This window comes from Ktedonobacteraceae bacterium, assembly GCA_035653615.1.
In the GTDB taxonomy this organism is placed as follows: Bacteria; Chloroflexota; Ktedonobacteria; order Ktedonobacterales; family Ktedonobacteraceae; genus DASRBN01.
The window spans coordinates 65,435-89,284 of the sequence record DASRBN010000012.1; the positions used below are offsets into that span (position 1 = coordinate 65,435).

Sequence of the window (23,850 nt, forward strand, 5' to 3'; positions counted from 1 at the left end):
TATTGAGGCAAGCAGGTTATTCTTCTTGATCTAGCGCATCTTTCAAGGGAACCAGATTCTGTTGCAGGGCATATATCGCGGCCTGCGTGCGGTCTGCCAGGTGCAGTTTTGAAAGAATATTTGCGACATGGGTACGTACCGTCGGCTCGCTGATAACGAGTTCCTGAGCGATCTCAAAATTAGTGCGCCCGCGAGCGATGCGCGCCAGTACTTCCAGTTCACGCGGGGTTAGATCATTGAGCGGGGTGTGCGGACGATGCTGCATCTCACGTAGCAGGCGGGCAGCAACCATCGGGTGCAACTTGCTCTCTCCCCGGGCGGCGGCGCGTACCGCTTCAACCAGCTCCTGGGGACTGCTATCCTTTAATAAATAGGAGAGCGCCCCGGCCTTAATGGCATTGAAAATATGCTCATCATCGTAGTAGGAAGTCAGGATGATAATCTTTGTGCTAGGTACGAGCCGCTTGATCTCTCGTGAAACCGCGACCCCATCCATTGTAGGCATAAGCAGGTCCAACAGAGCGACATCAGGTAACAGTTCGGCAACCAGCTCGAGCGCTCGCGCTCCGTCACCACACTCTCCCACGACCCGAATATCAGGACGCTGCTCTAACATAAAACGCAGGCCATGACGTACAACCGCGTGATCGTCGGCCAGTACTACTTTAATCATTTGCTTTCTCCCATGGTACACTGAGCAGGATACTGGTTCCCTGTCCTGGCGCCGTCTTAAGCTCGAATATGCCATGCAGTTCCTCAACACGTTCTCGCATGAGATGCAGTCCCAGACCCTCCTGATCTCTATCATCATTCGCAACAAATCCCTTGCCATTATCGGTAATGGTTAGCTTCACGCTATCCCCCTCACTCGCCAGGCAAAGTGAGATCAGGCTAGCGTTGGAATGGCGGGTGGCGTTGGCAAAGGCCTCCTGCGCGATGCGCAATAGTGCATGTTCTATCCTCGGCTCAAGTCTAATCGGCCGCACATCGGTTGTAATAGTAATACCCAGGCGCGTGCTATAGACCTGGGCCAGCTTCAACAGAGCGCCTTCCAGTCCAAGGTTTTCCAGCTGTAGCGGGCGTAATTCAAGCAAAAGCGCGCGCATTTCGCGGATCATATTGGCTGTTGTTTGCTCCAACAGTGTGATATGCTGGCGCAGGTCTGTAACAGGTTGTCCCGCCCGTGCAGCCTCCTGCAAGCCATCGGCCAGCATACGCAGCGAAAAGAGGTCTTGCGAGATGGCATCGTGCAACTCACGCGAGATGCGAGATCGCTCTTCCAGGCGCGCATTCTGTTCGGCCAGTTGTTTTTGCAGCACGATATTCTCCGCCAGTCGCTCAGCCATCTGGTTAAATTGCCGCTCCAGCTGTCCGATCTCATCTTGCCCATGCGACTCGACCTGTTGTGTATAATCTCCAGCGGCAAAGCGCGTCGTCGCCAGCACAAGCTGTTGCACCCGCTGCACCAGGCCCCTTGTCGTCACCCGTCCGAAAAAGACGCCAAGCGGAATGACGAGCAACAGCAGCAAGATATTGGTAATCAGTGCGCTGGTTAGCCGAGAAAAAATACTATCTTCCTGGGGTTCTGGGGCCTGCAAAAAGATCGCGCCAATCGGCTGGTGATTCTCGCTCCAGACGGTTTCCGCGGCGTATGCCAGCGGGACCGAGGAGAGTTGTTCTGTCCCCATGAAAGCCTGTCCAGTAAGGGCCTGCCTGATGGCCGATCTTTGCTCAGGCAACAGAGCAGCAACAGTCATACCGGCGGGATAGCGTGACGGATAAGAGCTGGCAACCACGCGACCATCTGGCGCAATAAGCAGAGCAATCGTCACTGCTGTTGGATCGGGAGTAGCTGTCGAGATATAGGGAGCGAACACGTTATAGACCTGATTTTCCTGGCCAGGTAAAGCAATCGTATGCGCCTGCCCGGGCATAAAATTGCTCTGTGGATCAAGCGCCATACCCTGAGCCTGGAGACCAGCTACCAACGCATACGCCTGAGCCTGTTGTTGCGTGTCCCTAAGAAAAGTGCTGTTCCCCTGTGAGTCCGAGAAAAAAGCCGCCAGCACTCCGGTGGTCAGGGCCACCAGCAGCAAAAAAGAGACCACCGAGCCGAGCGTTACAGCCACATATGAAATAGTCATATGCCTCCGCAGGCCCGATCCATGAAATGGCCGCGGGACGCGCAATCGCATCCACAAAGGAACCGCCGGACTTTTCATAGGTATGCCTCCCAAAGATAGCAGGACCAGACAGAAGCTCTGTAAAATCTTCTTTTGAAGATACGTTTCACAACGTACAGAGTTCTATCTGTCCTGTTTTCCCGCTCGTAGAACTAGCTGGTCACATCGCGATGCACCGTCAGCCAGCAGGAGACGCCTACAAACACGACCAGGTAAGCAGCAACCACCAGGAGCGAATGCCCATTGGAATAGGGACCAGGATCGCTAAATGAGAGGATGTGTCCCTGGTTATGCAGCAGCGACGTGAGGTTATTGCCCAGGAAGTAGTCCGGGACATGCTTCAGAAAATCCGTCAGACCGCCGCTGCTATTGCTCGTCAGAACCGTAATGCTGCTGCTGACCAGAGGTTCAATAGCGAGTACGATGAGCGGCCCGACAATAGCGGCCACTGTCGAACGCCCTACAGTACCAAAGAACAGCGCCAGCAGCATATAGGCATACCAGTAGAGTATCGCCATTAGCGCATAGAGGACAACATGACCGAAATGGTCTGCGGTCAAAAAGCTTAAACCGTTGGCAAGGCCTGCCAGTTGAGCCATGACCGCTCCAATCACGATTCCCAACAGCATCAAGAACAGAATGGTGGGAATGACGTAAATGACAAGCACTAGCATCTTCGCGATGAGAAACTGCAAGCGGGTCGGGCCGCGCGTGAACATCAGGCGCACCGTACCCAGGCTATATTCACCGCCCACCAGCGTGCCGGCCAGGATGACCCCCAGCACCGCGAGTGGCAGGATGAAAAAGTGTTCCTCTGCGAACCAGGCGCCGGGCATAGTCAAAAACTGAGCCCCGCCATTCACGACGCGCTGCTTCTCGCGCTGCATATCGGCAAGGGTTGCCGGTTGATGGGTAATGCACCCGGCAGCAGAAAGCTGCGGAGTCGCGGCACATTTCGATGGCACAAAACTGGTGACAGGCTCGCTCGCGTAATGTAGGACCGCTATACCAATCCCCAGAAAAACCAGGGCGATTACACATATCCCGACAAGCAGCAACACTCTCGCTAGAAGACGACGGTACACTTTATACAAGTCCATGCCGACCAGGCGAAACAGCTCACTCAGGTAATCTTTGCGTCCCATCACAATGGGCGCGACACGTTTAACATCAGGCCGGGCCTGCGTATCAATAATCATCGTTTATCTCACTTTCTTTTTATCGATGCGGAATCAGTAGTTGATTTAGGGCATATCAGGTGCAGTCGGGTTGGTCAAATCGGTCATTCTGGAGCGTGAGCCTTCGCCTGACGCGGTACCGGTCAATTCCAGGAAGAACGCTTCCAGACTGGCCTCGGATTGATACATTTCAGCTATGAACAGATTGTGCCGGCCTAGCAGCGAGGCAATCTCTTGCGAATGCGAGGCCGGGGCATCCACAAAGAGTGCCGGAAGATCGTGCTTATCGGTACCCTTACTCACCTGGGAAATCCAGTTCATATCATTCTGCGCAGCCTGCTGGAGAATAGCCAGGGCTTGCTCAATCTCTTCAACTGTACCCAGGCGTATCACAAGTCGTCGTCCTTCACTGAGCAGTTCCTGTACATTTCCCTGTTTGAGCAGCCTGCCTTTCTGCAAAATGGCCACACGGTTGCAGACCTGCTGGATCTCATAAAGGATATGACTCGACAGGAAGATCGTCTTACCGATCGAGGCGAGACGGACAATCAACTGGCGAATCTCACGCACACCCGCGGGATCAAGGCCGTTCGTCGGCTCGTCGAGCAGGATCAACTCGGGATCGGTCAACAAAGCAGCGCCAATGGCCAGGCGTTGCTTCATACCAAGCGAGTACTTGCGATAGGCATCTTTTGCTCGCGCGCTCAAATCTACCAGGTCCAACACCTCGTCGATGCGCGCCTGATTTACTCGCCCCAACCGCATCCCGGAAGCCGCGGCGACCATGCGTAGATTATCGACGCCCGAGAGGTAAGGATAGAAGACGGGGGTCTCGACGATTGCTCCAACACGCGGCAAAATTTCTCGAAGGTGCGTAGAGTTGTCCAGGCCAAAGAGAGAAACGCTCCCTGCAGTGGGCCGGATCAGACCAAGCAGCATACGAATCGTCGTTGTCTTGCCGGAGCCATTAGGCCCCAGAAAACCGAAGACATCGCCGCGCAACACCTCAAGTTCTAGATCATTGACGGCTACCAGGGTATCAAAAGCCTTTGTCAGCCGATGGGTGGTGATGATATGTTCTTGCGCAGGTTCTTTTTCCATAAGATTCCTCTTCTTTCAACAAAATGCTTTTTTGTTCATTTTCCTGTTCTACAGGAGTGATCCAATGAGCTAACTATAAAAAGTAGGGGAAAGGACATCTCCTCTGTTCACAAGTGTAACCGCTCTCCGGGGATTTGTGATCAACGCAGCATAGATTGCGCCTCATCATTTTGTTGAGTGGGAAGGAGTACTTATGGGTGGATGATGCAGGCAGGGATGACAGGGAAGTGAGAAAAAGGCAAACGGAGGCAAGATGCTGGCTATCATCTTGCTGACAAAAGCGGAAGTCAAAGTAAATGGAAGGCCAGATATCAAGATATCTAGTCTTTAGCCTGTGGATATATTTGTTAGTTTCATCTCAGTACGCTCTCCCCATCCTCCCCTCAAGATACCGGGCCACCAGTGCCAGCGCGTAGCAGATCACGAAGTAAATCATGGCGCCCAGAATATACATGAAGAGCTTGTCATTTGAATTCAACATCGGGTCGGCAAACGAACCGGTTGTTTGCTCCAACTCGGTCACGCCAAGGATTGACAGCAGGGCGCTATCCTGGATGAGCGTGATGAAATAGTTGGTAAATGGGGGAAGTGTAATGCGCAGGGCCTGGGGCAGGATGATATGGCGCATGGTTTGGCGCGAATTCAAGCCCAGGCTCAAAGCGGCCTCGGTCTGTCCTTTATCCACGGTTTCAATACCCGCGCGAAAGACTTCGGTCAGGTAAGCGCCATAGTTGAAACTCAAACCGATGACTCCATAGAAGAAAGCATCGAAAGCGATTGGCACAAGGCTATTTTCTTGCAATATGGTCATGAAATTAAATGCAGCATTATATGGATCAAAACCAAGATTCGAGAGCAACTGACCGATGCCAAAATACCAGAATAATAACTGTACTAGAATCGGCGTGCCGCGCACAACCTCGACATAGATGGTCGCAATCCAGCGCAGCGGGGCAAAACGCGAGAGACGCCCCATCGCCCCCAGGAAGCCGAAGATGATCGCCAGTATTGCGCTCACTACCGAGAGACCAATTGTCAAGCCGGCCGCCTGCAATAGATAGGGCAGATAATTGCTGATAATGTCCCGGTAGGAATACAAATAGTAAATGAATCCTGCCACGGCTGCTATCAAGACGATATAGAAGATATAGTCCAGTATGACGCGCCAGTTACGCGGCTGCGGTGTAGCTTTTACGATAGTCTGTTCCATACATTCCTCTTTCTATTCGTGTTACAAAGCTGCGCGTAACCGGCGCTCGAACGTTCTGGCAACATACGAAGTCGGCAGGCTCATTACCAGGTATAAGACGATGGCGAGGGCGAAGAGCGGCAAAGGATTGGCCGGGTTCTGGAAAACTTTGAGTTGCAGGACAGAGGTGAGTTCGCTACCGGAGATAACGCTTACTATTGCCGAGTCCTTCAGCATATAGATAAAATCATTGACGAATGGCGGGATCATTAAGGGGATGGCCTGCGGCAGCACAATGCGAAAGAAGTTCTGCTGTGGCGTCAGTCCTAACGAAAGCGCGGCCTCTGTCTGCCCCCGGTCCACGGAGAGGAAACCGGCACGATAGACTTCGGCCTCATATGCAGCATAGTTCAAAGCTAACGTTGCGATACCGGCGACCCAGGCGTTATCATACTGCGCAAGATTGTAATTCACCAGAATTGCTCCTATACCATAGTAGACGAGAAATATCTGTGTGATAATCGGGGTACTGCGCATAACCTCGATAAAAATCCGAGAAGGCGTGCTCAACCAGACAAAAGGGGAATTTCGCATCAGGGCGAGTATCAGCCCTAGCAGCAAAGCCAGGGGAAAAGAGATGAAACAGTAAATCAGGGTGTTGCGCGCGCCAATCAGAAAGGCCGGAAGGTTTTGCAGGATTATATCCATCAGGAGATGCCTCCATTACATAGCACATTGCTCGTGAAGTAGAGAATATCCACAAACATCTCCATTACACACATTGCATATAATGGAGATGTTTGTGGATATTCTCTACTTCATATAGGACCCTTACACGATGCCAATTGCCGCCTGCTGGTCGTTCCACATGCTCCATTTCATGTAAATACGCTTGAGCGTGCCATTCTTTTTGAGAACAGCAATCGCCGCGTTGATCTCGGGCAAGAGGATCTGGGCATTGGGATTGCTCTTGTTGAAGCCGCACACATACACATCGGGATAGAGCGGCTTGCCGATGGGCTTCAAGGCAGGATCGGGCGTACCGCCAGGACCAGCGCCATCCACATAATAGGCAACGATGGGTACATCAAGCATTGTGGCATCAATCTTCTTCTGCTTGAGGTCGTCAAATGGCAGATCCCCATTGTAGAGCTTGGTATTGATCTTGGGGTCCGCTTGTAAATACACAGCCGCCTTGTAGCCATCGCCGGTTCCCACTGTGAGACCATCCAGGACGCTTAAGGTTAAATCGCTATTGCTGTTATACTGGGAGAAACGGGGGTCGTCCGCGCGCACGACGATTTGCTGGCCGTAGCGATAGTAGGGATCGGAAAATAATTGGACTTTCTTGCGCTGGTCTGTAATTTCCCAGCCGTTCATGACCATATCGAATTTGTTGGCTGCCAGCGCCTGGTCAAGCTCGCCGTAGCATGTTTCAACCTGTACTTGTCGCACGCGCATCAGGTTGGCCATAGCAACCGCAATCTCAACCTCGAAGCCGATGAGTTGCGAGGGATTTTTCGGGTCCTTGAAGACGTAGGGAGCGCCATCGACAAAGTCCGACCCCCATTGCAACACACCGGGGGTCTTCAGACCAGCATTGCCAATGGGTGTGACTCCTGGAGTAGGAGTCGAACTTGATCCGGTAGAAACATTGCCTCCACAGGCCGCCAGCAATGCTTCGAGTGAGCTACCGGCAACGACGAGGCCACCCGCCTGCCCCACGCGCTTCAAGAATGTTCGCCTGTCGATTTCATGGCTCATGATGTGGATAATCCTTTCCGTTGATCGTCCTGGTACATCAATCGTATGAATGCTTTATCTATGGCAACGTTGAGAGCACGCGCTCCAGGAATAGCCTTGTGCGCTCATGTTTGGGTTGCTTAAACAGTTCTTCGGGGTCGCCCTGCTCCACAATCACACCATCCGAGATAAAGACAACGCGGTCCGAGACATCGCGCGCGAATTGCATTTCATGCGTCACTACCACCATCGTGCTACCCTCGTAGGCCAGGTCGCGCATTACCTTGAGTACCTCTCCCACCAGCTCTGGATCGAGCGCCGATGTCGGCTCATCGAATAACAGCGCCCGTGGCTGCATGGCAAGCGCGCGGGCAATAGCTACACGCTGCTTTTGCCCACCTGAAAGACGGCTGGGATAGACATCGCGTTTGTCGGAAAGCCCCACTTTCGCCAGTAACCTTTCGCCGAGAGCCACCGCCTGGTCTTTGGGCATCTTGCGCACAAGTAGCGGCGCCATGATAACATTTTGCAGCACGGTCATATGGGGAAAAAGGTTAAAATTCTGGAAGACCATGCCGAGTTCGCGGCGTATCGGGCTGAGTTGTTTATTAGAGAGATTGGGATCGAGCTTCTGCCCGTGAATGTAGATTTCGCCGCTGGTACACTTCTCCAACCCGTTCAGGCAACGAATAAGCGTGCTTTTACCCGAACCACTGGGGCCGATCAACGCGACAACTTCTCGTTTACGCACTTCAAAATCGACATCCTTAAGGACATGCTTATCGCCGAAATACTTGTTGACCTTGATGGCGCTGATAATGACTTCATCCTCAATGCTATTCGAGACCTGGGGCAGACTACCAGAACTGGTTGCGGGAGATAAGGCATCATTCGAAATAGTTTGCTCGGAGTCCATAGGCCACTCCTTCCAAAAGCGCAAAATATGCACCTTATCGCATGGCGAAATCTGGCGGTTAGATCACCGAAATTATACAGCCATGAATGTTGCCTTATAGTATAGCACCGGCAAGAAGCCTGTCAAGCAGTCGAATTTGACCCCGCGGAACAGGCAGACTCAACGCATTGATTGCCTGGTGATATACTATTTGCATCTCAGCAAGTCGGGAAACATCGTTTTCACAAAGTAGGTACAAAAATGCCCTTGCTTACAACCCCAAATACTAGTCTGTACTACGAAATTTTTCAACCAGCGTTCACCGCACAGCCCCTTCTATCCTACTCATCAGAAACTGTGTTGCTACTGCACGGCTTCGCGGGAACCCCGGAAACCGATTTTGAAGCCCAACTCCCTCATTTGCGAAATCGCTACCGCGTGCTTGCTCCTCACCTGCATGGCTACGGGCGCTCATCACATCGAGATCGTTACAAACTCACCTACTATCGCGATGATGTGGCGGATATGGCCGCACTGCTTGACGCGCTGCGGATCGAGCAAGTACTGGTGCTGGGTTTCAGCGATGGCGCGATTGTCGCTCTGTTGCTGGCAGCACTTCACCCAACACGGGTGAAAAAATTGGCCGTGCTGGGGGCACAGCCAACTATCAATGTGCAGAACGCAGCCGATATTCGTCACTGGCTGCTTGAAGAGCCTCTTTCAGAGAAATGGCAGGCGCAAATGGCGGCACTACACGGCGAACCCTACTGGCGTTCCCTGCCGCGTATGTACGTCGAAGCTCAGGAGGCGCTGGTCGCCAATGGTGGCGTCCTGATTACTGACGAAGAACTGGCCTCTATCCGCTGCCCGGCACTCGTTATGCACGGCAAGCGCGACCGCGTCGTTCCTGCTGAGTACGCGCGTATTATTGCCGAACATATTCCCGGTTCACAATTGCTACTGTTCGACGCCGGACATGCCGCGCACATTCGCCGCGAAAACGAATTTACCGAGGCAGTTATGAATTTTTTCGCGAGGGCGGCGGAATAAACTTATTCCGCCGTCTTGCCACGAGTTGAGCGTTTTTGTTTGCTTCCTTTACCCGTCCCTGATTTACCAGCCGTACGCTTTTTACGTGAAGATGTGGACTTCGATACAGATTTAGTGGCCTTTTGCTTGACAGGAACAGCCTCTTCTAAGACAACTTCTGGCTGACCTCGGTCACTACCGGACTGATCAGGTATCAATGCATCCCCGGGTTCCTCCTGCTTCTCAGGGAGTACCAGCTCTAACTTATCTATTTTTTCCTGCTGCTCTTCAGGAGAGATCGGCTCCAACTTCAGCGTTACTTCCTGTTGCTCTTCAGAAGGTGTCTCGGGCTGCGGTTCTGCCAGCTTCTGTGTGGGAAGTTCTGCTTCTGTCTGAACTTCTGTCTCAACCGGCATGCTATCAGTTCCAGGTGACTGAAGTTCTGATACTACTTCGCCTTGCTCCTGAGCAACAGGTTCGGATTCCACCAGCTTTGCTGTGGCTGGTAAACCGTCTTCTCCTGGCAGTTCAGCTTCAGACTCTTCCTTCCAGGCATCCAATAATTCGGCCCCTGGTTCAATCGCCGGCTCCTGCCTGCCATTGTTAGAAAAATGCACTGGCACTGTAGAAGGCCCTGGTTGCTCTTCGCTTTCAACGGCTTCACGCTGTCGCTGCAAGCGGCGCATGCCGCGGTCTGCGCTTATCTTCGCGCGCAGGCGTCCTAGCAACAGGAAACCGAGTAAGACCGCTTCAAGGGCCGCGGCTCCTCCAACGGCCAGGGGAATGGACATGAGCAAGTACTTGCCGTGCAGCACCCGAACGAGCATGACGATCAGCCCGACACGCGCTCCTAATCCAATGATATCCATGAAGAGCGGCGTGCGAGCATCCTTTAAGGCGTAGAAGCTGCGATTCAACAATTCATCCGCGACGCGTGCCGGCAAAATGAGGGCATAGCCGACGAGCGCGTAATAGACCAGGCTGGAGGAGCGTCGTGTAAAGGCTCCGTGCTGGAACAGGAGATGAATGACAGGCTTGCCGAACAACGCCAGGAAAATGGCCGCGGGTATGCTTAGCAAGATACCGGCTCCCACCACCTTGATGATCATTTTTCGCAAATGCACGTAATGCTGTTTCAATGCCAGCAAGGACATACGAGGCAAGGCCGCTCGAGCTACTACCTGCGCCAGCAGCGCGAATGGCAGGGCAAAGAGCAACTCTGCATTATTTATCGCCGCAATACTCCCCTTATCGCGAAAAAAGGAAGTAAACGATATATCGATGACCGATCCAATTGAGGCAACGCCTACAGCAAGCAAGCTTGGGATCAGCAGGCGCAAGACGGCATGCAGTCCGGGGTCTTTGAGATCCCAGACGAAGAAATAGCGCACCTTTTGCTTCACCAGACCGGGTACCTGCACGCCAAAATGGCAGGCAGCCGCGGCCAGCACACCAAACGTAGGGCCATAGATGCCGATGGATGGGAAAATCAATGTACAGATCAGGCCACCGATCAGCCCGATGTTGTAGACGGCGATGGCAAGAGCGGGCAGCGCAAACTGTCGCCTGCTGCTGAGAACACCACTCATGACGGTACTCAAACCAAGGATGAGCGGCTGGAAAAGCATAATGCGTGTCAACGTGATCGTTAACGCCTGCTCGGATGGCGAGAAACCGGGAACGAGAAATCTATTGACGAATGTGGGAGCCACAAACTCGCCGATCACGAGTAAAGCAGCTAACGTTGCGAACATGATATTGAAGACCAGGCTTGCAAGTCGCCAGATTTCACTTTCGCTGCGCTCCTTGTCATACGAGACGAAGATGGGCACGAATGCATGAATGAGCGTGCCTCCAGCAACCAGGTTAAACAGCGTATCTGGCAGGCGGAAAGCCGCTACATAGGCGCTGGCCTGCACGCTCGTACCGAAAATCGCATTAAAGGTGACCTGGCGTACTACACCGAGGCCACGCGAAGCAAGTATGCCCATCATAAGCAGGACCGCGGCTTCTGCTACGCTAAAGCGGCGCAGCGAAAAGCCCCGGCCTGGTCGAAAATTTTCCAGGTTGAAGTGGAAACGAAACGAGCCTATGCCCCACTTCTCTCGCTGTTGGGGTATTTTCTCATGTCTCGTCGATGGAGATGCTTCTGGTTCAGGATCAAGAGTGGACACCGCCACGGTTGATTTATCTTCCGGGTGTTGTGATTTGTTTAAAATGGTAGTCTCTCCTCGTCTATATAGCCGATGACAGAAAGTATTGGTTCCAGGGCGATCTCAAGGGCATCGCCCTTACATGGCTATCGAATGTATCGACGGCAAATAGCGCTAAAAACGGACATTTTTACCGAAAGTACTCCTGCATGCTTCCCCAAATAAGGCTATTCGTGCTATGAGTAGAACGAATAGCTGCGAATTTCATCACGCCCTCTCTTTTTTGGTACTATTGAGGACCGCCTAAAACCTGGAGTGCTGGTATAATGCCCTGGTATCAGCAGAGACGACCAGAGGCGTCGATGGCCATGTATTAGAGGCTATTTCGCATGAGCGGCTTAGAACCCTACTCCAGTCTTGAACTGAAATCAGGGCGTATCTCATCCTCTGCAAAACACTACAAAACGAACGTTCATATGCAGTAGATAGCAGGCTGGCATAAATCGATGGTAAAGATCCCAAGGCTCGCATAGCCTATTCGCGCTATCTCACAACATTCAAGCTAGCAAATTGCCATATTTTCAGGTAAATTTACTCTTGTGTATTTTAAAAGCACAACAGATTATTGTTTTCGTAGAGCGAGGATGTAGTATGTTATCTTCAAATGAGGGTCCGCATCTAACGAAGCCCTTACTAAGTGGAAGTAGCTGACCAGCATCTGAGCCTGCAAAATTAGCACTTCGTTCTCAATCAGAGCAAGCCACCGGGCCGCTAACTAGCCTCAAGCAACCCATAGTCATTCCGGCCTCAACTAAGAGATTGAAAACACAGCCATTGGCCTCACCACAACCCAGGCGCCGTTTTGCTCCGCTGATTATTTTGTTTGGCAGCCTGCTTATGGTTATTGGCGCCTCTCTTTTTGTTGTGCCTTTAGATAACGGGCAGCAATCGCATACAGTTGTTCAAATTATCAGTGACTTGATTGCTAGCGGGGAATTGAATAGCGCCAATCCTTTGGAGTATTCAGCCCCTCCTACACCGACAGTTCCACCGCAAACGTTGAACGAAGGATACTGCGGCGGTACCGATATCTGGGGGACGTGCGCAACCTATGATACTCAGAGCGGCGTCATGGGAACCGGGCATATGCAGCGCCCCATCATTGGCGCTGTGATTACGCAGGTATTTGGGCACCCCGAATTCCAATCATGGTGCGGATGCTGGAAGCCGCATACCGGCATCGATCTTGCGGCCCCTTTTGGCACGCCTATCATGGCGGCAGATAGCGGCCAGGTGATCTGGACGGGTTGGGATTGGTCAGGGCTGGGATGGGCTGTAAAAATCAATCACGGGAATTATATCGCAACGATTTATGGGCATATGGAACGCTTCATCGTCAAAGTTGGGCAGAACGTGACAAAAGGGCAGGTGATTGGCTATGAGGGAAGTACAGGAGCTTCTACAGGGCCGCACTTGCATTTCATGGTAGTGATCAATAATACCTGGGTAGACCCTACCCTTTACGTACAGCTTCCTTAGAAACAGGAAAGGCTGGCGTAAAAGCCAGCCTGACCGAAGTATCGATCCCGTTTTATGCCTGAGCAGCATTCTTCGGGCGACGGCGGCTAATGGAACCACCCTTGCGGCCCGCAGCCTGTGCTTCTTCGCTCGTCCATTTGTGCGCTGTTCCCATCTGATGGGCAGCTTTTCCGCCCTTGCTGGCAATCTCGCGCTTCTTTTCCGGGCTCATCGAGGCAAAACCACGTCCACGACCTTTGTTTCCTTGCATTGTTCTCTCTCCTTACCTTAAAATTAGAGGTACCAACCAAAGGTATTGAAACTCTGAACAGATAGCTCTCTCTGCATCTGTTCCCAACATGAGATGGAGTATTTTCTTCCATCACAATCATAAGGTTAACATGCTCTCATCTATTCGGCAAGTCAACAATAAAAAGACTCAGCATTCTCTAAGGTAGACTCAGCATTCTTTCATGATGAGCTTATTTACCGGGCTTGATTGCTGCAAACCCTCCATACAGCTATGCCCCGGTACTCTAATGACTCCCGGAAGATGTTGTCGTAAGGCTCTCGACCATCTTGACAAGCTCATCAACGTCAAAAGGTTTTTCTAAGAAATGCACACGTAAATCTGAAAGATCCTCTATGTCGGTAAAAGAGGCAGCAGAGGTTAAAATAATGGGGAGGGAAGAAAGACGAGAATCATTTCGTATCTGCCTGATTACCTGGATACCTGAAACTGCTCTTGGCAGGCGCAAATCTACGATCAGGAGACCCATCGAAACGGCGGCCTGTTCTCCTTCTCCGGCCAGCAATGCGTTTAAACAGGCATCGGCAGTAGGATAAATGACGACGCTATATTTTGCATCCTCCAGTATGAGACGCAACATCTCCTGGATCGCTACATCGTCTTCCAGCAGGCCAATTTGCATACTTCTTCCCTTTTTACGATTCATGGGACGACTCTGCTTACATAGACACTATATCAGAACCGGCCACGTTTAGCAAGAGTTGGAATATGTTACAAATGTGGGGCGGAATGAAGACCTCCGCTTAAGTGGAAACGACTAGACTTTTTTCATCTGCTGGGATCATAATTTCATTCGTTTGCGCCAGGAGCATAGTAGAATCGGCGAGTGGTAAGGTGAAAGTGATGCTTGTCCCTTCCGTTTCACGGCTGGTCAGCATAACTTCGCCCTGCATAGCCTCGACAAACTTACTAGTGATATAGAGCCCGAGTCCAATACCAGGAATATAGGCTGTAGCCGGGCGCGCGAGCCGGCTATACGGCTTGAAGAGCTGCGAGCGCAGCTCATCAGGAATACCGATACCATAATCGCGTACAGTAATATGCATCACGCGAGATTCTTGTTTATCTTCACCGGCGATGAACTTTTGTAGCTCCTTTTCCCACGAGAAGCGGTTTTGCTGTTGCTGCGGCCTTTGCTTTACGCATGCCAGCACCTCGATCAATCCCCCATCCGGGGAATATTTCAGCGCGTTATCCAGGAGATTCTGAAGCACTTGCTCCACCCGGTCTGCATCGGCCCATACTAAAGGAAGATCAGGATCGAGATCACAACGAATATGATATTTTCCCGGTTGTTGCTGATCGACGCGATCCTGGATAAGCTGTGCCACACGCCGGCACAATTGCGCTATATCGACTTTAGAGAAGTAGAGAGCCAATCGCCCCGACTCTATGCGCGAGATATCGAGAAGATCAGCTATGATGACTTCCAGGTGATCGACCTGCTCCATAATCACGTGCAGGTAGTGTTGCCGGCGTTCCAGGGTCATCTCTGCCTGACCACTCGTATCAAGATGATCCGGCACGCTATACGCCTGTAAAAGCCCTGCGTAGCCTTTGATCGCGGTCAGCGGCGCTCGCAGTTCATGGCTAACCATAGAAACAAACTCGCTTTTCACCACGCCATCATTCGCCATCCCTGCCTGAGGCGATTCATATCTATCCGGGCTGGAAGTCAATATCTCCTTCATGCGATGAAGATATAGATCACGTAGCGCGCGTTCGAGGTCAGGAGCAATTGCCTGTCGATACTCATCCAGCAGCCGGTACTCACCTTGAGAGAAATTGCCTGGAAACGGATTGGCTATAAGAAACAGGCCAGGTAGCCCGGCAGGTTGCTCAACCGGCACCACAACAAGGCTGCGCACCTCAAGATTGGAAATTGCCACCCGGTAGTTATTGCTGTATTGTATGTAACCGGACTGTACAGCGAGATCGAACAATGCCCGCACCTGCTCTTGCTCGAGTAATGGCTTAAGTTCTGGCGAGCCATAATAGCTCAGGGGAAAGCATGAAGTGGAAGGAAACAGGTCAAGCAAGGGATGCCGTAACTCCATAACAGGGCAGCCTATCATAAGACAGGCTGCCTCACCATCTACAAGCTGCCTCGCCTGTTCTACCAATCCAAGAACACGTGCTTCCCGTCTCACAGGCATCTCTCCCTCGCCGTTTAAAGTACGCGCCAGAAGAATCTCATTTCCAGTATATGCGGCACTCCAACAAGCGGGCGAAGAATCCAGAAACGCGGGTTATGGCCGGGTGTTCAAGTGTATGTCACCGCTGTTCGTCTTGAACGTCAACTGGCTAGATGAGCCTGGCGAGCCAATATAGCCGCTGGCTGTCGCACCAGAGTCGTTATTCTGTACATCTATCGTGGGCACATTTCTGTCGATCGAACCTGAATCTGTAGAGGCATTTACAGAGGCATTACCATTCAAATTGGCAGTGATATCACCGCTGTTGGTCGTAAACTGGTAGTTTCCAGAGCCGGTAATGCTTCCATCGAAATTAATATCACCAGAATTATCATTGAGAGTAGTTGTGCCTGCCAGCTGATCCTGCCTGCCATTAATATCACCGGAATTATCCGTCAACAGGGAAGAGGTACTCAATATATCGTTTGTGGTCGTGATATCGCCGCTATCGGTGGAGAGAATCATCTGCCCACTGATACCGTCAACACTGATATCATCTGAATTTGTATGAATTTGCAGGTTGCTATTATCAGGAACCGTTAGATTAAAATCAACGGAGCCACCCTGGCCATCAAAACTGATCGTAATAGTATTCCCATCCTGGTTGTAGGCTACTTTTTCATTGTTGGGATTGCTAAAAATATCTGCTTGCTTGATAGCTTGAACATTTACGCTTTTCGAACTACCGCTGCTCTGCACGTGAACCGAGCCGCCCAAATCGTTGATGATAATCGTCGGCTGATTGGTCACAGTGAACGTTTGCGGTACAGTAACGCTATTCTGGAAGCCAAAACCTCGAAAGGCCGAGCCGAATCCGCCGCTCATAAACCCAAGAATGATAATTGCGATGATGATCCATAACCAGGGGCTGCGACCACGCCTTCTCGCCTGTTGCCTGTAAGGTGTTCTGGTAACGTTGTTTGGCGGAGCATAGCTATAAGAGTCTGGGCTGGGATAATCCAATTTCTGATCTGGTGGAATCTGCTGCCCGGCGCCGGCATACCCATCTTGATAGTCGCGTAGTGGAGGCGGCGCCTGCCATTGCTGCTCTTGCGGTCTAGCATTGACCGGTTGTGTCGCGTCTATTTCCTGCTCCTGCGGAACATTATTCTTGTTCAGTGGCCGCGTAGGTTTCCAGTCCGGGTCGGCAAACTGCATCTCCTGATCGTTCATAGTATCCTCTTCTCCATGTGGAATTACACTCAGCACCCTTATTATCCTGTAATCATTTACGCAAAGTGAGAGGTAGAGTTGCACTTGACCATCGCGGAAGAGGACGTTACAATAACCCCGTATCGCTCAGCGTATTGTTTTGAGAGGACTATGTAAAATAGTTCTGAGCAAATATGATTACTATAAAAGGATAGAAATTGCATGTCCGAAACGAGATTGGAACAAACTGAGAATCCCATTCCTCCTGATAGCGGCTCATCCGAACCCGGTGAGGTGCTGATCGACGAAAGTACAACGGGAACGACTATAGTAGCGCTTGCCCCCCCTGCCAATGTCTCTCCTGTACCGGCGGCAACACAACGACCATCAAACCGCTCCGCCACAGTAGAACACCTCGCTGCCCGGCGCACTGTAACGCCGCTCAATGCTGATGATCGTGAAGTGAAACAAAAGATCAGCGAACTGCGCGCGGAAATGACGACTCTGGTGACTGGCCTGCGCTGGGGAGGAGTGCCTGTCAGCGAGACTGCTGAGCGTATGATCCCGCTTCTGAATATGGGTTCGTTGCAGCAATGGATACCAATTCTGGTGCCCAACCTGCTGGAAATTGATCGTGCCGGAAACCTGGTCCCGGCCTGGTTCAACATCATCGAACGAGAAGACCCTATCGATATAGCTCCAGATGCCAACCCTGCTGAAACGATGATCGGACGCGCCCGCCGCATCGGTATCCTGATGCTGGGGTATTATAAAACCCCGGAGATTGCCGAATTCCTGGGCAAGCTGGCAACCGATCCCCACTCTTCACTCTACGCCACGCGCTCGCTGGTAAAGCAGAACACAATCGCTTCAATGCAGGCCATGGCCAATGCGCTCAAGTCTGCTGAAGGCTGGGCGAAGGTCGATATCATCGATGCTTATGCCACGCTGAACCAGTCCCGTTTCTATGAACTTATGCTGGCAAGTGGGCTGGATCGTGCCAACGGGCTGGAAAGCTATATTGCCATTCCACTTTACCGCACTATTCCACTCGCGAAGTACTTGCGGGGTGGAAAAGACATCCCGGCACGCCTCACACAGCAAGCCGCCCTGGTTGTCGGCCAGGTGCTTCAGGATAGTTCGAATACAGCTCCGGCAAGCCCTGATGCGCTTCCCATTATCTTCGAGCGCGATTTGCGTGAGATTGCCACGGCCCTTTTTGAGGGAACCCGCAATACTCCTTTCTGGCAGAACGTGACCGCGTTGCATCGCCTGGGCCTCTTCCTTGGCCGGTATTGGGCGAACATCTCGCGCGGCGCTGTGCAGGATCAGCGTATTGTACAGCCCGTCTATGCCTGCCTATCGCTGATGCCGGATATCGAACGCTGGATGAATAGCACGGGCCGCGATGTGCTGCTGAACGCACTCGCCAATTCAGAAGAGGCTTTCCTACCCGCGATGAAGGTATTGAATGAATTGCGCGATCCACGCGCGGCTTCTGTACTCCTGTCACGCCTCGACAGCGTAACACAGATTACTGACCGGACGCAAGCCATCCAGGTGGGTCATATCTGCGATACCCTGGCGCAACTTGGAGATCCCCGCGCGACCAGCTCCATGCTTTCGCTCATCAAACGGGTCGCGAACATTGACCTGCGGGCCAGTCGTGGCAGGCGTCGCGATAACCTGGCCGTAGGTGATCCCGACCTGCCTACAAGTATTGTATACGCTGCTGTTATTCGCGCTTTTGCCCAATCCGGTGATCGCGGCGCTATTGATATTGTTGCTCGCGCAGCCGGCGACTTCGATCCATATGTGCGAACACAGGCGCTTGAAGCATTGAAAAAAATCGACCCGAATGGAGAAGATATGCGCAGCCGCCGGGCAGCACGCGAAGCGCTGAACGATCCGCGTGATACAGTAGTCCGACTTGCCTGCCAGCTACTCACACAGTATCACGACACCGAATCGATACTCCTGCTACGCAACCTGGCCGAGACCCGTCCTGAATTCGCCCCATCAGCTCAGGATGCCTTGAGAAAGCTAGAAATGTGAAAACGAGGCCGGATACCCGAAAACTTTCCGGGCATCCGGCCCCATTTTTGTCTGTCTATCCCCTATTTCTTTTCCTTCCATGATAGTTCTATTGGGTGATACTCAATAAGAGAACTTCAGACGCCTCTGTATACTGTTAGTAGGAAATATAATTATCCGAGATGCGAGGCAAAGGTTGTCCTCAAGCTAACGGTACATGAAAGACTTTTCTGAACTACATCTTTTATCTTATTTCTTACTAGAGGCGGCAAATGAATATGCTGGTGGGGAAAACTCTTGGTGGGTATCGTCTTTTGCGGCTCATCGAAAGCGGTGGAATGGGTGATATTTACCTGGCCCAACATGCTCGCATTGGGCGTAAAGTTGCGATTAAAGTTGTGTGCGGAGATTTGCGCGACCATCCCGATACGCCTGAAAGCAGGCAGGCGGCGGCGCGTTTTGAACGCGAGGCCCGCGCTGTGGCCGCACTGGAGCATGAACATATTTTACCGCTCTATCATTTTGGAGAAGAGGTCATCGATGGCGATGCAGCGCCCATTACATACCTCGTCATGCCCTATTTACCGGAGGGTTCGCTGTGGAACTGGCTGCAGAGGCGCACGCAGCACTTTGGCTTCTCCTGGCCAATTGGCGCACAGGAAGCCGGTTATTATCTCTTACAATGCGCGGCGGCATTACAATGTGCCCACGATCATGGCATCATCCATCGCGATATCAAGCCGACGAATTTCTTAATTCGCGTTGAGCGGGGCACCGGCAAAATGGGAGCAGATGGAAACCTCAAAAAAATCTTTCCCCATGGCAGGCCGCACCTGCTACTGGCGGATTTTGGCTTAGCCGCATTCTACCGCAATGGCCGTTCACTGCACCGCTCTGTCGGCACTCCTTTGTATATGGCCCCCGAACAGTTCGACGACCCGGCGCTAGAAACTTCTGTACATGTAGGGCCGGCAGCAGATCAGTACGCGCTGGCCGTCATGATCTACCAGCTTGTGACGGGTCGCGCGGTCTTCGAGGGAACGGCCAGCCAGTTGCTTCACCACCATCATCATACACCGCCAACTCCACCGAGTGTTTACAATACTTCTCTTCCTGCTGAGTTGGACGAAGTATTTCTCAAAGCATTGGCGAAGAAACCAGAACAGCGCTACGCCAATATCCTCGCGTTTGCTCAGGCCTTTGACGCAGCGCTGCAACACCTGAGACGTTCATACCAAACCGGTCCCCTTGAGCCAGGAAGGCGCGTGGAACAGGCTGAAATTGAGAAGCCGAAAGCGGCCCCTGTACTCCCCGCCGCCCAGCAGCGAGATCGCGGCACTATGCCTTTGCCAACCATCAGAATAGCCGCGTCTCCCCCGCGTGGCACTCCCCAACCCGCCCTTATCCTGCCAGGCAGGCCTCATATTGCTACATTGGAGAAGAGCAGGTCGCGCGGACAGACGCCACTTCCGCAGGTGGAAGCGGCCTACAGCGATGAACCAACAGCGCCCACAATAGAGATACCGCAGGTACCGCGTAGGACGAGAGCAGTTCACCTCTCATCCTCAACTATAGTAGCGTTGACGGGATCGATTGTGCTTTTGCTGCTGGTAACGGGCCTGCTGTTGGCGATGTTGAGCCTGGGGCATGGACACTGATAGCGATGCCTTCCGGCGGCAACTTACACCTGGCTCATAGAGGCCAGGGGGAGAATAAACCAAAAAGTAGAACCCTGCCCGGGGATGCTCTCGACGCCAACCTGCCCTTGATGGCGTTCAATAATGATGCGGCAAATGTACAACCCTAATCCCAGTCCAACGCTGTTGCCGCTCTGGACCTCAATCCCCGGGACCCGGTGGAAGCATTCCCAGACTCGTGCCTGTTCTTCTGCTGCAAGCCCTGGCCCCTGATCGCGCACCCAGACTCGTGCCTGCTGTTCCATAACATCAAGCCCCGCAAAAACAGGGCGATCTTCGGGCGAGTACTTGAGCGCGTTGGTCAGGTAGTTAGTCACAACCTGGGCAAGGCGATCGGCATCAGCGTAGACCAGCACCGGCTGTGCCTGCGGAATTTGGAGCAAAAGTGTACGTGTTGGCGCAGCCTGACGTTGCTCGTTGAAGGCCCGGCGGACAATCATCCTCAGATCAGTGGCCTCACAGTGCAGTTCCAATCTACCTGCCCGGATACGCGACACATCCAGCATATCGTTCACCAGCCGTTCTACCAGGCATACCTGTTGATCGATGTGCGCAAATTCCTGGGGCATGAGCATTACCTTCTGGTTGAATTCCTCAGGCACCCCGGAACTCGTGCGTACCAATTTCTCCAGACGCCGCTGCATCGATTGAAGACTAAGCTTGATGTAGGTCAGCGGAGATTTCAGTTCATGGCCGGCTATAGCCAGAAAGGTATCCATCTGGGTCTGGGTCTCACGCAGGACCTGCGCCTGCGTTTCGACTTCCTGGCGGGCCTGGCTCCGTCGCGCCACGTTCCCGGCGATCAGGCTGATCAGCAGGCCCACCAGCAGCATCAACCCCACGCCAACTACCTTTTCCATCCTTACGATGGACCAGGAGAACTGAGGTGGGAAGATAGCATAATACTCCATTGCTGAGCCAACTAGCGCCGCCAACAGGCTCGGGCCACCACCCCAATTCAGCGCCACCAATGCCACTCCCAGGGTCACCAACACCCCTGACATGCTGAGTGCAGGCATGACCATCCTCAAGAGCAGTGTCAATGCGACGGCAATCACTTCCACTATTACTGCTGCCAGGTAGCCAAGAGCCGGATGGCGGAGACGAGCGGGCAACCAGGAAGGCGCAAACGTATTGATGCGTACCAACTGGCATAGGCGATGCCACGTGTCGCCGGTAAGCCACCACTGTGGAGCGGACGGCCTGGTTTCGTCCAGGTCATGGCCAGCGTTTGGCGTACCGGACTGAGACCGGTGCTTCACGGAAACCATCTCCATCATATTCCACCACGTTCATAGAGGAATGCTCTTCTGGCTGCGCTAGCTCATCAGACAAAAGATAATGTCCCTGTTTAGAGTATGACCGGAGAGCATTATGAAAACGTCACGCGCATCGTCATAAATGGAAACCGCCTCCACACCAGGCATCTTTCGGAGAGGTTTTTGGGTAAGGAGCGCACTTTTAACACTGTGCGCTCCTCTTTTGTTGGCTCAGTCCCCTCTACTGCCCGGGCACAACCGGCAGTACTATGTAGGATGGATGGTCACGGTCATGCAATATTGTCTGATGTGCTACTGCCAGCTCTATATCTACACCAAAATCGTGCCCTGTATTGGGATTGCGGTCCCAGCGCGGGAAACCACTGCTTGTCACATCCAGGCGAATGCGATGCCCGGCCTTGAAGACGTTACTGGTTGACCAGAGATCAATTTCATATTCATAGGCTCTGCCCGGCTCAATGAGGGAAGGAGCCTCGCCGCGAGCAAAGTTGCGGTAGCGCGCGCGAATGATGCCATCGGTCAGAATTTGCGCGAAGCCATTGGGATGCACATCCACGAGGCGCGCCACAAAATCAGTATCCGGCGCGCTGGAAACGGCCCAGAGATGCATGGTGATGGGGCCAGTGACCTCTACATCCTGCTCCAATACGGGCGTCGTATAGACCAGGACATCCGGGCGGATTTCAATGGGAGTTTGATCAAGCGGACCAGCACGAAATTCCGGCGACATCAGTAGCGCGCCGCCACGCGTCATCACCGGATTGGCCGGATCGTAGACAAATTGATCGAACGGCTCATTATCGGGACTTTCAGTACTCAAAGTACCATCTCCGTTCAGTGTATTGGCCTGGCCATTGCTGCGCAGGTAGAAGCGTGTCTCGACTGCTCGCGCCAGCGGCCATTCCTGCTCGTCGCGCCAGATATTCGCGCCCATCACGAACAGGCGAATCGGTGCCTCACGCATCATGCCCGTGTCGATCCCCTTAAGCCAGTGGTCGAACCAGCGTACTTGCAGGCTTGTCAGGTCGATCTGCAGGTTGATGTAGGCGGCGGAAGCGCCAAAGCCAAAATTCATATCGCCAATGGGATTGTTCATTCCACCATGCGACCAGGGGCCGATCAGCAACTTGCTCTGCCGCGCCTCTGACGTGCTGCCAGAATGGCGCATGAAGGTGAAATTGTCGATGGTATCCTGCAGGAAGATATCGTACCAGCCGGCGACGTTAAACGTAGGAACCGTGACACGCTCGCGTTTCTCCAGCAACGTCATGTAATCGAGCGAAGAACGATCCATCGGCTTTTCGACGAGCGAGAAGAAGGTGGAATCGATGCCTTGCCGTTTGAAAGGCGCGAAATCCCGCAGTGGCAATTCCCAGTAACCCCGGCTCGCCAGGTTATCCATTTCGGCGGCAAGCATATAGATTGCGCGCCCTAGAGCCTCTGGATTCCCACGATGACGGCGCATCAGCACATCGAGATTCATTTGCAAATCCCAGTTCGCCAGCCCAAGCTGCAATGCTCCACCGCGGAAGAGGACGCCGTTCAATGGGTCATTCCAGGTTTGAACGGGTACCATTGCCTTCAGTGCGGGCGGCTGGAGTACGGCGGCGGACCATTGCGTGAAGCCGAAATAAGAGATGCCGTACATACCGACGCTGCCGTTACTGTAGGGCAACCTGGCGGCCCATTCAACGGTATCGAACCCATCCTGATCTTCATTGTGAAAGGGATTCCATTCGCCCTCCGAAGTCAGGCGCCCGCGCGTATCCTGTACAATCACGACATAGCCCCGTCGCGCCACCTGCGCAGGGTCCATGACGGCAGTCCCAATGGGGAAATCCTTGCCATAAGGTAGACGTGTGAGCAGAACCGGCCATTGACCATCGCCCGCGGGCCTGTACACATTGGAACGTAATACGGTGCCATCTCTCATGCTGGCCGGTACATCAAAATCGACGGTGATTTCCTGACCCAGTTGCATTGCCATAAACGGAACATCCTCCTGAGGTTATGATTCTTTTCGTGTAGAAAGGTTGATAGGTTTTTCATCATACAACTTTAAAGGAGGGAATGCCAGTTCTGGTAACTGGCGCTTCCCATAAGTTGGGGGGAGATTCTTCGCTGCGCTCAGAATGACAGGCCCCAAGATCAGAATGACACGGGGACCCGTCATTCTGAGCGCAGCGAAGAATC

The 23,850-nt window shown here is 52.7% G+C and carries 19 protein-coding genes; 4 read left to right on the forward strand and 15 right to left on the reverse strand.

From position 1 onward, the window contains the following. Nucleotides 1-16: 16 nt before the first annotated feature. From VFA09_06495 to VFA09_06530, 8 genes are all read right to left on the reverse strand, one after another. On the reverse strand, nt 17-673 hold the full coding sequence (locus tag VFA09_06495; GenBank protein ID HZU66910.1) for a response regulator transcription factor: 657 nt from the start codon (nt 671-673) through the stop codon (nt 17-19). After that, nucleotides 666-2,144 carry a HAMP domain-containing protein gene (locus tag VFA09_06500; GenBank protein HZU66911.1) on the reverse strand — a complete coding sequence of 493 codons (1,479 nt, stop codon included), beginning with the start codon at nt 2,142-2,144 and terminating at the stop codon, nt 666-668. Before VFA09_06500 ends, VFA09_06495 begins: the two co-directional genes overlap by 8 nt. A 191-nt stretch (nt 2,145-2,335) precedes the next feature. Then, a complete protein-coding gene (locus VFA09_06505; protein ID HZU66912.1) occupies nt 2,336-3,382 on the reverse strand; it encodes an ABC transporter permease in 1,047 nt (348 codons plus the stop codon). 45 nt (nt 3,383-3,427) lie between these two features. After that, nucleotides 3,428-4,462 (reverse strand): ABC transporter ATP-binding protein, encoded by a 1,035-nt coding sequence (locus VFA09_06510; GenBank protein ID HZU66913.1) that lies wholly within the window; start codon nt 4,460-4,462, stop codon nt 3,428-3,430. A 358-nt stretch (nt 4,463-4,820) separates the two neighbouring features. Beyond that, nucleotides 4,821-5,672, reverse strand: coding sequence for an amino acid ABC transporter permease (locus VFA09_06515; protein ID HZU66914.1), 852 nt, complete (start codon nt 5,670-5,672; stop codon nt 4,821-4,823). Nucleotides 5,673-5,693: 21 nt separating this feature from the next. Then, nucleotides 5,694-6,359 (reverse strand): amino acid ABC transporter permease, encoded by a 666-nt coding sequence (locus VFA09_06520; protein ID HZU66915.1) that lies wholly within the window; start codon nt 6,357-6,359, stop codon nt 5,694-5,696. Between the two features lie 123 nt (nt 6,360-6,482). Next, on the reverse strand, nt 6,483-7,415 hold the full coding sequence (locus tag VFA09_06525; protein HZU66916.1) for an ABC transporter substrate-binding protein: 933 nt from the start codon (nt 7,413-7,415) through the stop codon (nt 6,483-6,485). 58 nt (nt 7,416-7,473) lie between these two features. After that, nucleotides 7,474-8,310, reverse strand: coding sequence for an amino acid ABC transporter ATP-binding protein (locus tag VFA09_06530; protein ID HZU66917.1), 837 nt, complete (start codon nt 8,308-8,310; stop codon nt 7,474-7,476). A gap of 336 nt (nt 8,311-8,646) precedes the next feature. Here VFA09_06530 and VFA09_06535 point away from each other — a divergent pair, with 336 nt between their 5' ends. Then, a complete protein-coding gene (locus VFA09_06535; protein HZU66918.1) occupies nt 8,647-9,339 on the forward strand; it encodes an alpha/beta hydrolase in 693 nt (230 codons plus the stop codon). A 2-nt stretch (nt 9,340-9,341) separates the two neighbouring features. Here VFA09_06535 and murJ read toward each other — a convergent pair whose 3' ends face one another. After that, nucleotides 9,342-11,498, reverse strand: coding sequence for a murein biosynthesis integral membrane protein MurJ (gene murJ / locus VFA09_06540; GenBank protein HZU66919.1), 2,157 nt, complete (start codon nt 11,496-11,498; stop codon nt 9,342-9,344). A gap of 807 nt (nt 11,499-12,305) precedes the next feature. Between murJ and VFA09_06545 the strand changes: the two genes are divergently transcribed. Further along, complete coding sequence (locus VFA09_06545) at nt 12,306-13,010, forward strand: M23 family metallopeptidase (protein ID HZU66920.1); 705 nt, start codon at nt 12,306-12,308, stop codon at nt 13,008-13,010. 52 nt (nt 13,011-13,062) lie between these two features. Here the strand turns inward: VFA09_06545 and VFA09_06550 are convergent, their stop codons facing one another. The 4 genes from VFA09_06550 to VFA09_06565 form a co-directional block, all read right to left on the reverse strand. Next, nucleotides 13,063-13,260: a KGG domain-containing protein gene (locus VFA09_06550; GenBank protein ID HZU66921.1), complete on the reverse strand. Its 198-nt coding sequence runs from the start codon at nt 13,258-13,260 to the stop codon at nt 13,063-13,065. A 265-nt stretch (nt 13,261-13,525) separates the two neighbouring features. Further along, entirely contained in the window at nt 13,526-13,945 is a 420-nt protein-coding gene (locus VFA09_06555) for a response regulator (GenBank protein HZU66922.1), read from the reverse strand. A 97-nt stretch (nt 13,946-14,042) separates the two neighbouring features. Next, nucleotides 14,043-15,449, reverse strand: a complete 1,407-nt coding sequence (locus tag VFA09_06560) for a HAMP domain-containing sensor histidine kinase (protein HZU66923.1) — start codon at nt 15,447-15,449, stop codon at nt 14,043-14,045. A gap of 99 nt (nt 15,450-15,548) precedes the next feature. Then, entirely contained in the window at nt 15,549-16,667 is a 1,119-nt protein-coding gene (locus VFA09_06565) for a DUF4097 family beta strand repeat-containing protein (protein HZU66924.1), read from the reverse strand. 201 nt (nt 16,668-16,868) lie between these two features. On the opposite strand from VFA09_06565, the gene VFA09_06570 reads away from it, so the two are divergent. Continuing rightward, nucleotides 16,869-18,701, forward strand: coding sequence for a HEAT repeat domain-containing protein (locus VFA09_06570; GenBank protein HZU66925.1), 1,833 nt, complete (start codon nt 16,869-16,871; stop codon nt 18,699-18,701). Nucleotides 18,702-18,952: 251 nt separating this feature from the next. Next, nucleotides 18,953-20,338 carry a serine/threonine-protein kinase gene (locus tag VFA09_06575; GenBank protein HZU66926.1) on the forward strand — a complete coding sequence of 462 codons (1,386 nt, stop codon included), beginning with the start codon at nt 18,953-18,955 and terminating at the stop codon, nt 20,336-20,338. A 23-nt stretch (nt 20,339-20,361) separates the two neighbouring features. On the opposite strand, the gene VFA09_06580 is transcribed toward VFA09_06575, so the two are convergent. Then, a complete protein-coding gene (locus tag VFA09_06580) occupies nt 20,362-21,639 on the reverse strand; it encodes a HAMP domain-containing sensor histidine kinase (GenBank protein HZU66927.1) in 1,278 nt (425 codons plus the stop codon). A gap of 238 nt (nt 21,640-21,877) precedes the next feature. After that, entirely contained in the window at nt 21,878-23,644 is a 1,767-nt protein-coding gene (locus tag VFA09_06585) for a CocE/NonD family hydrolase (protein ID HZU66928.1), read from the reverse strand. Between the last annotated feature and the right edge of the window lie 206 nt (nt 23,645-23,850).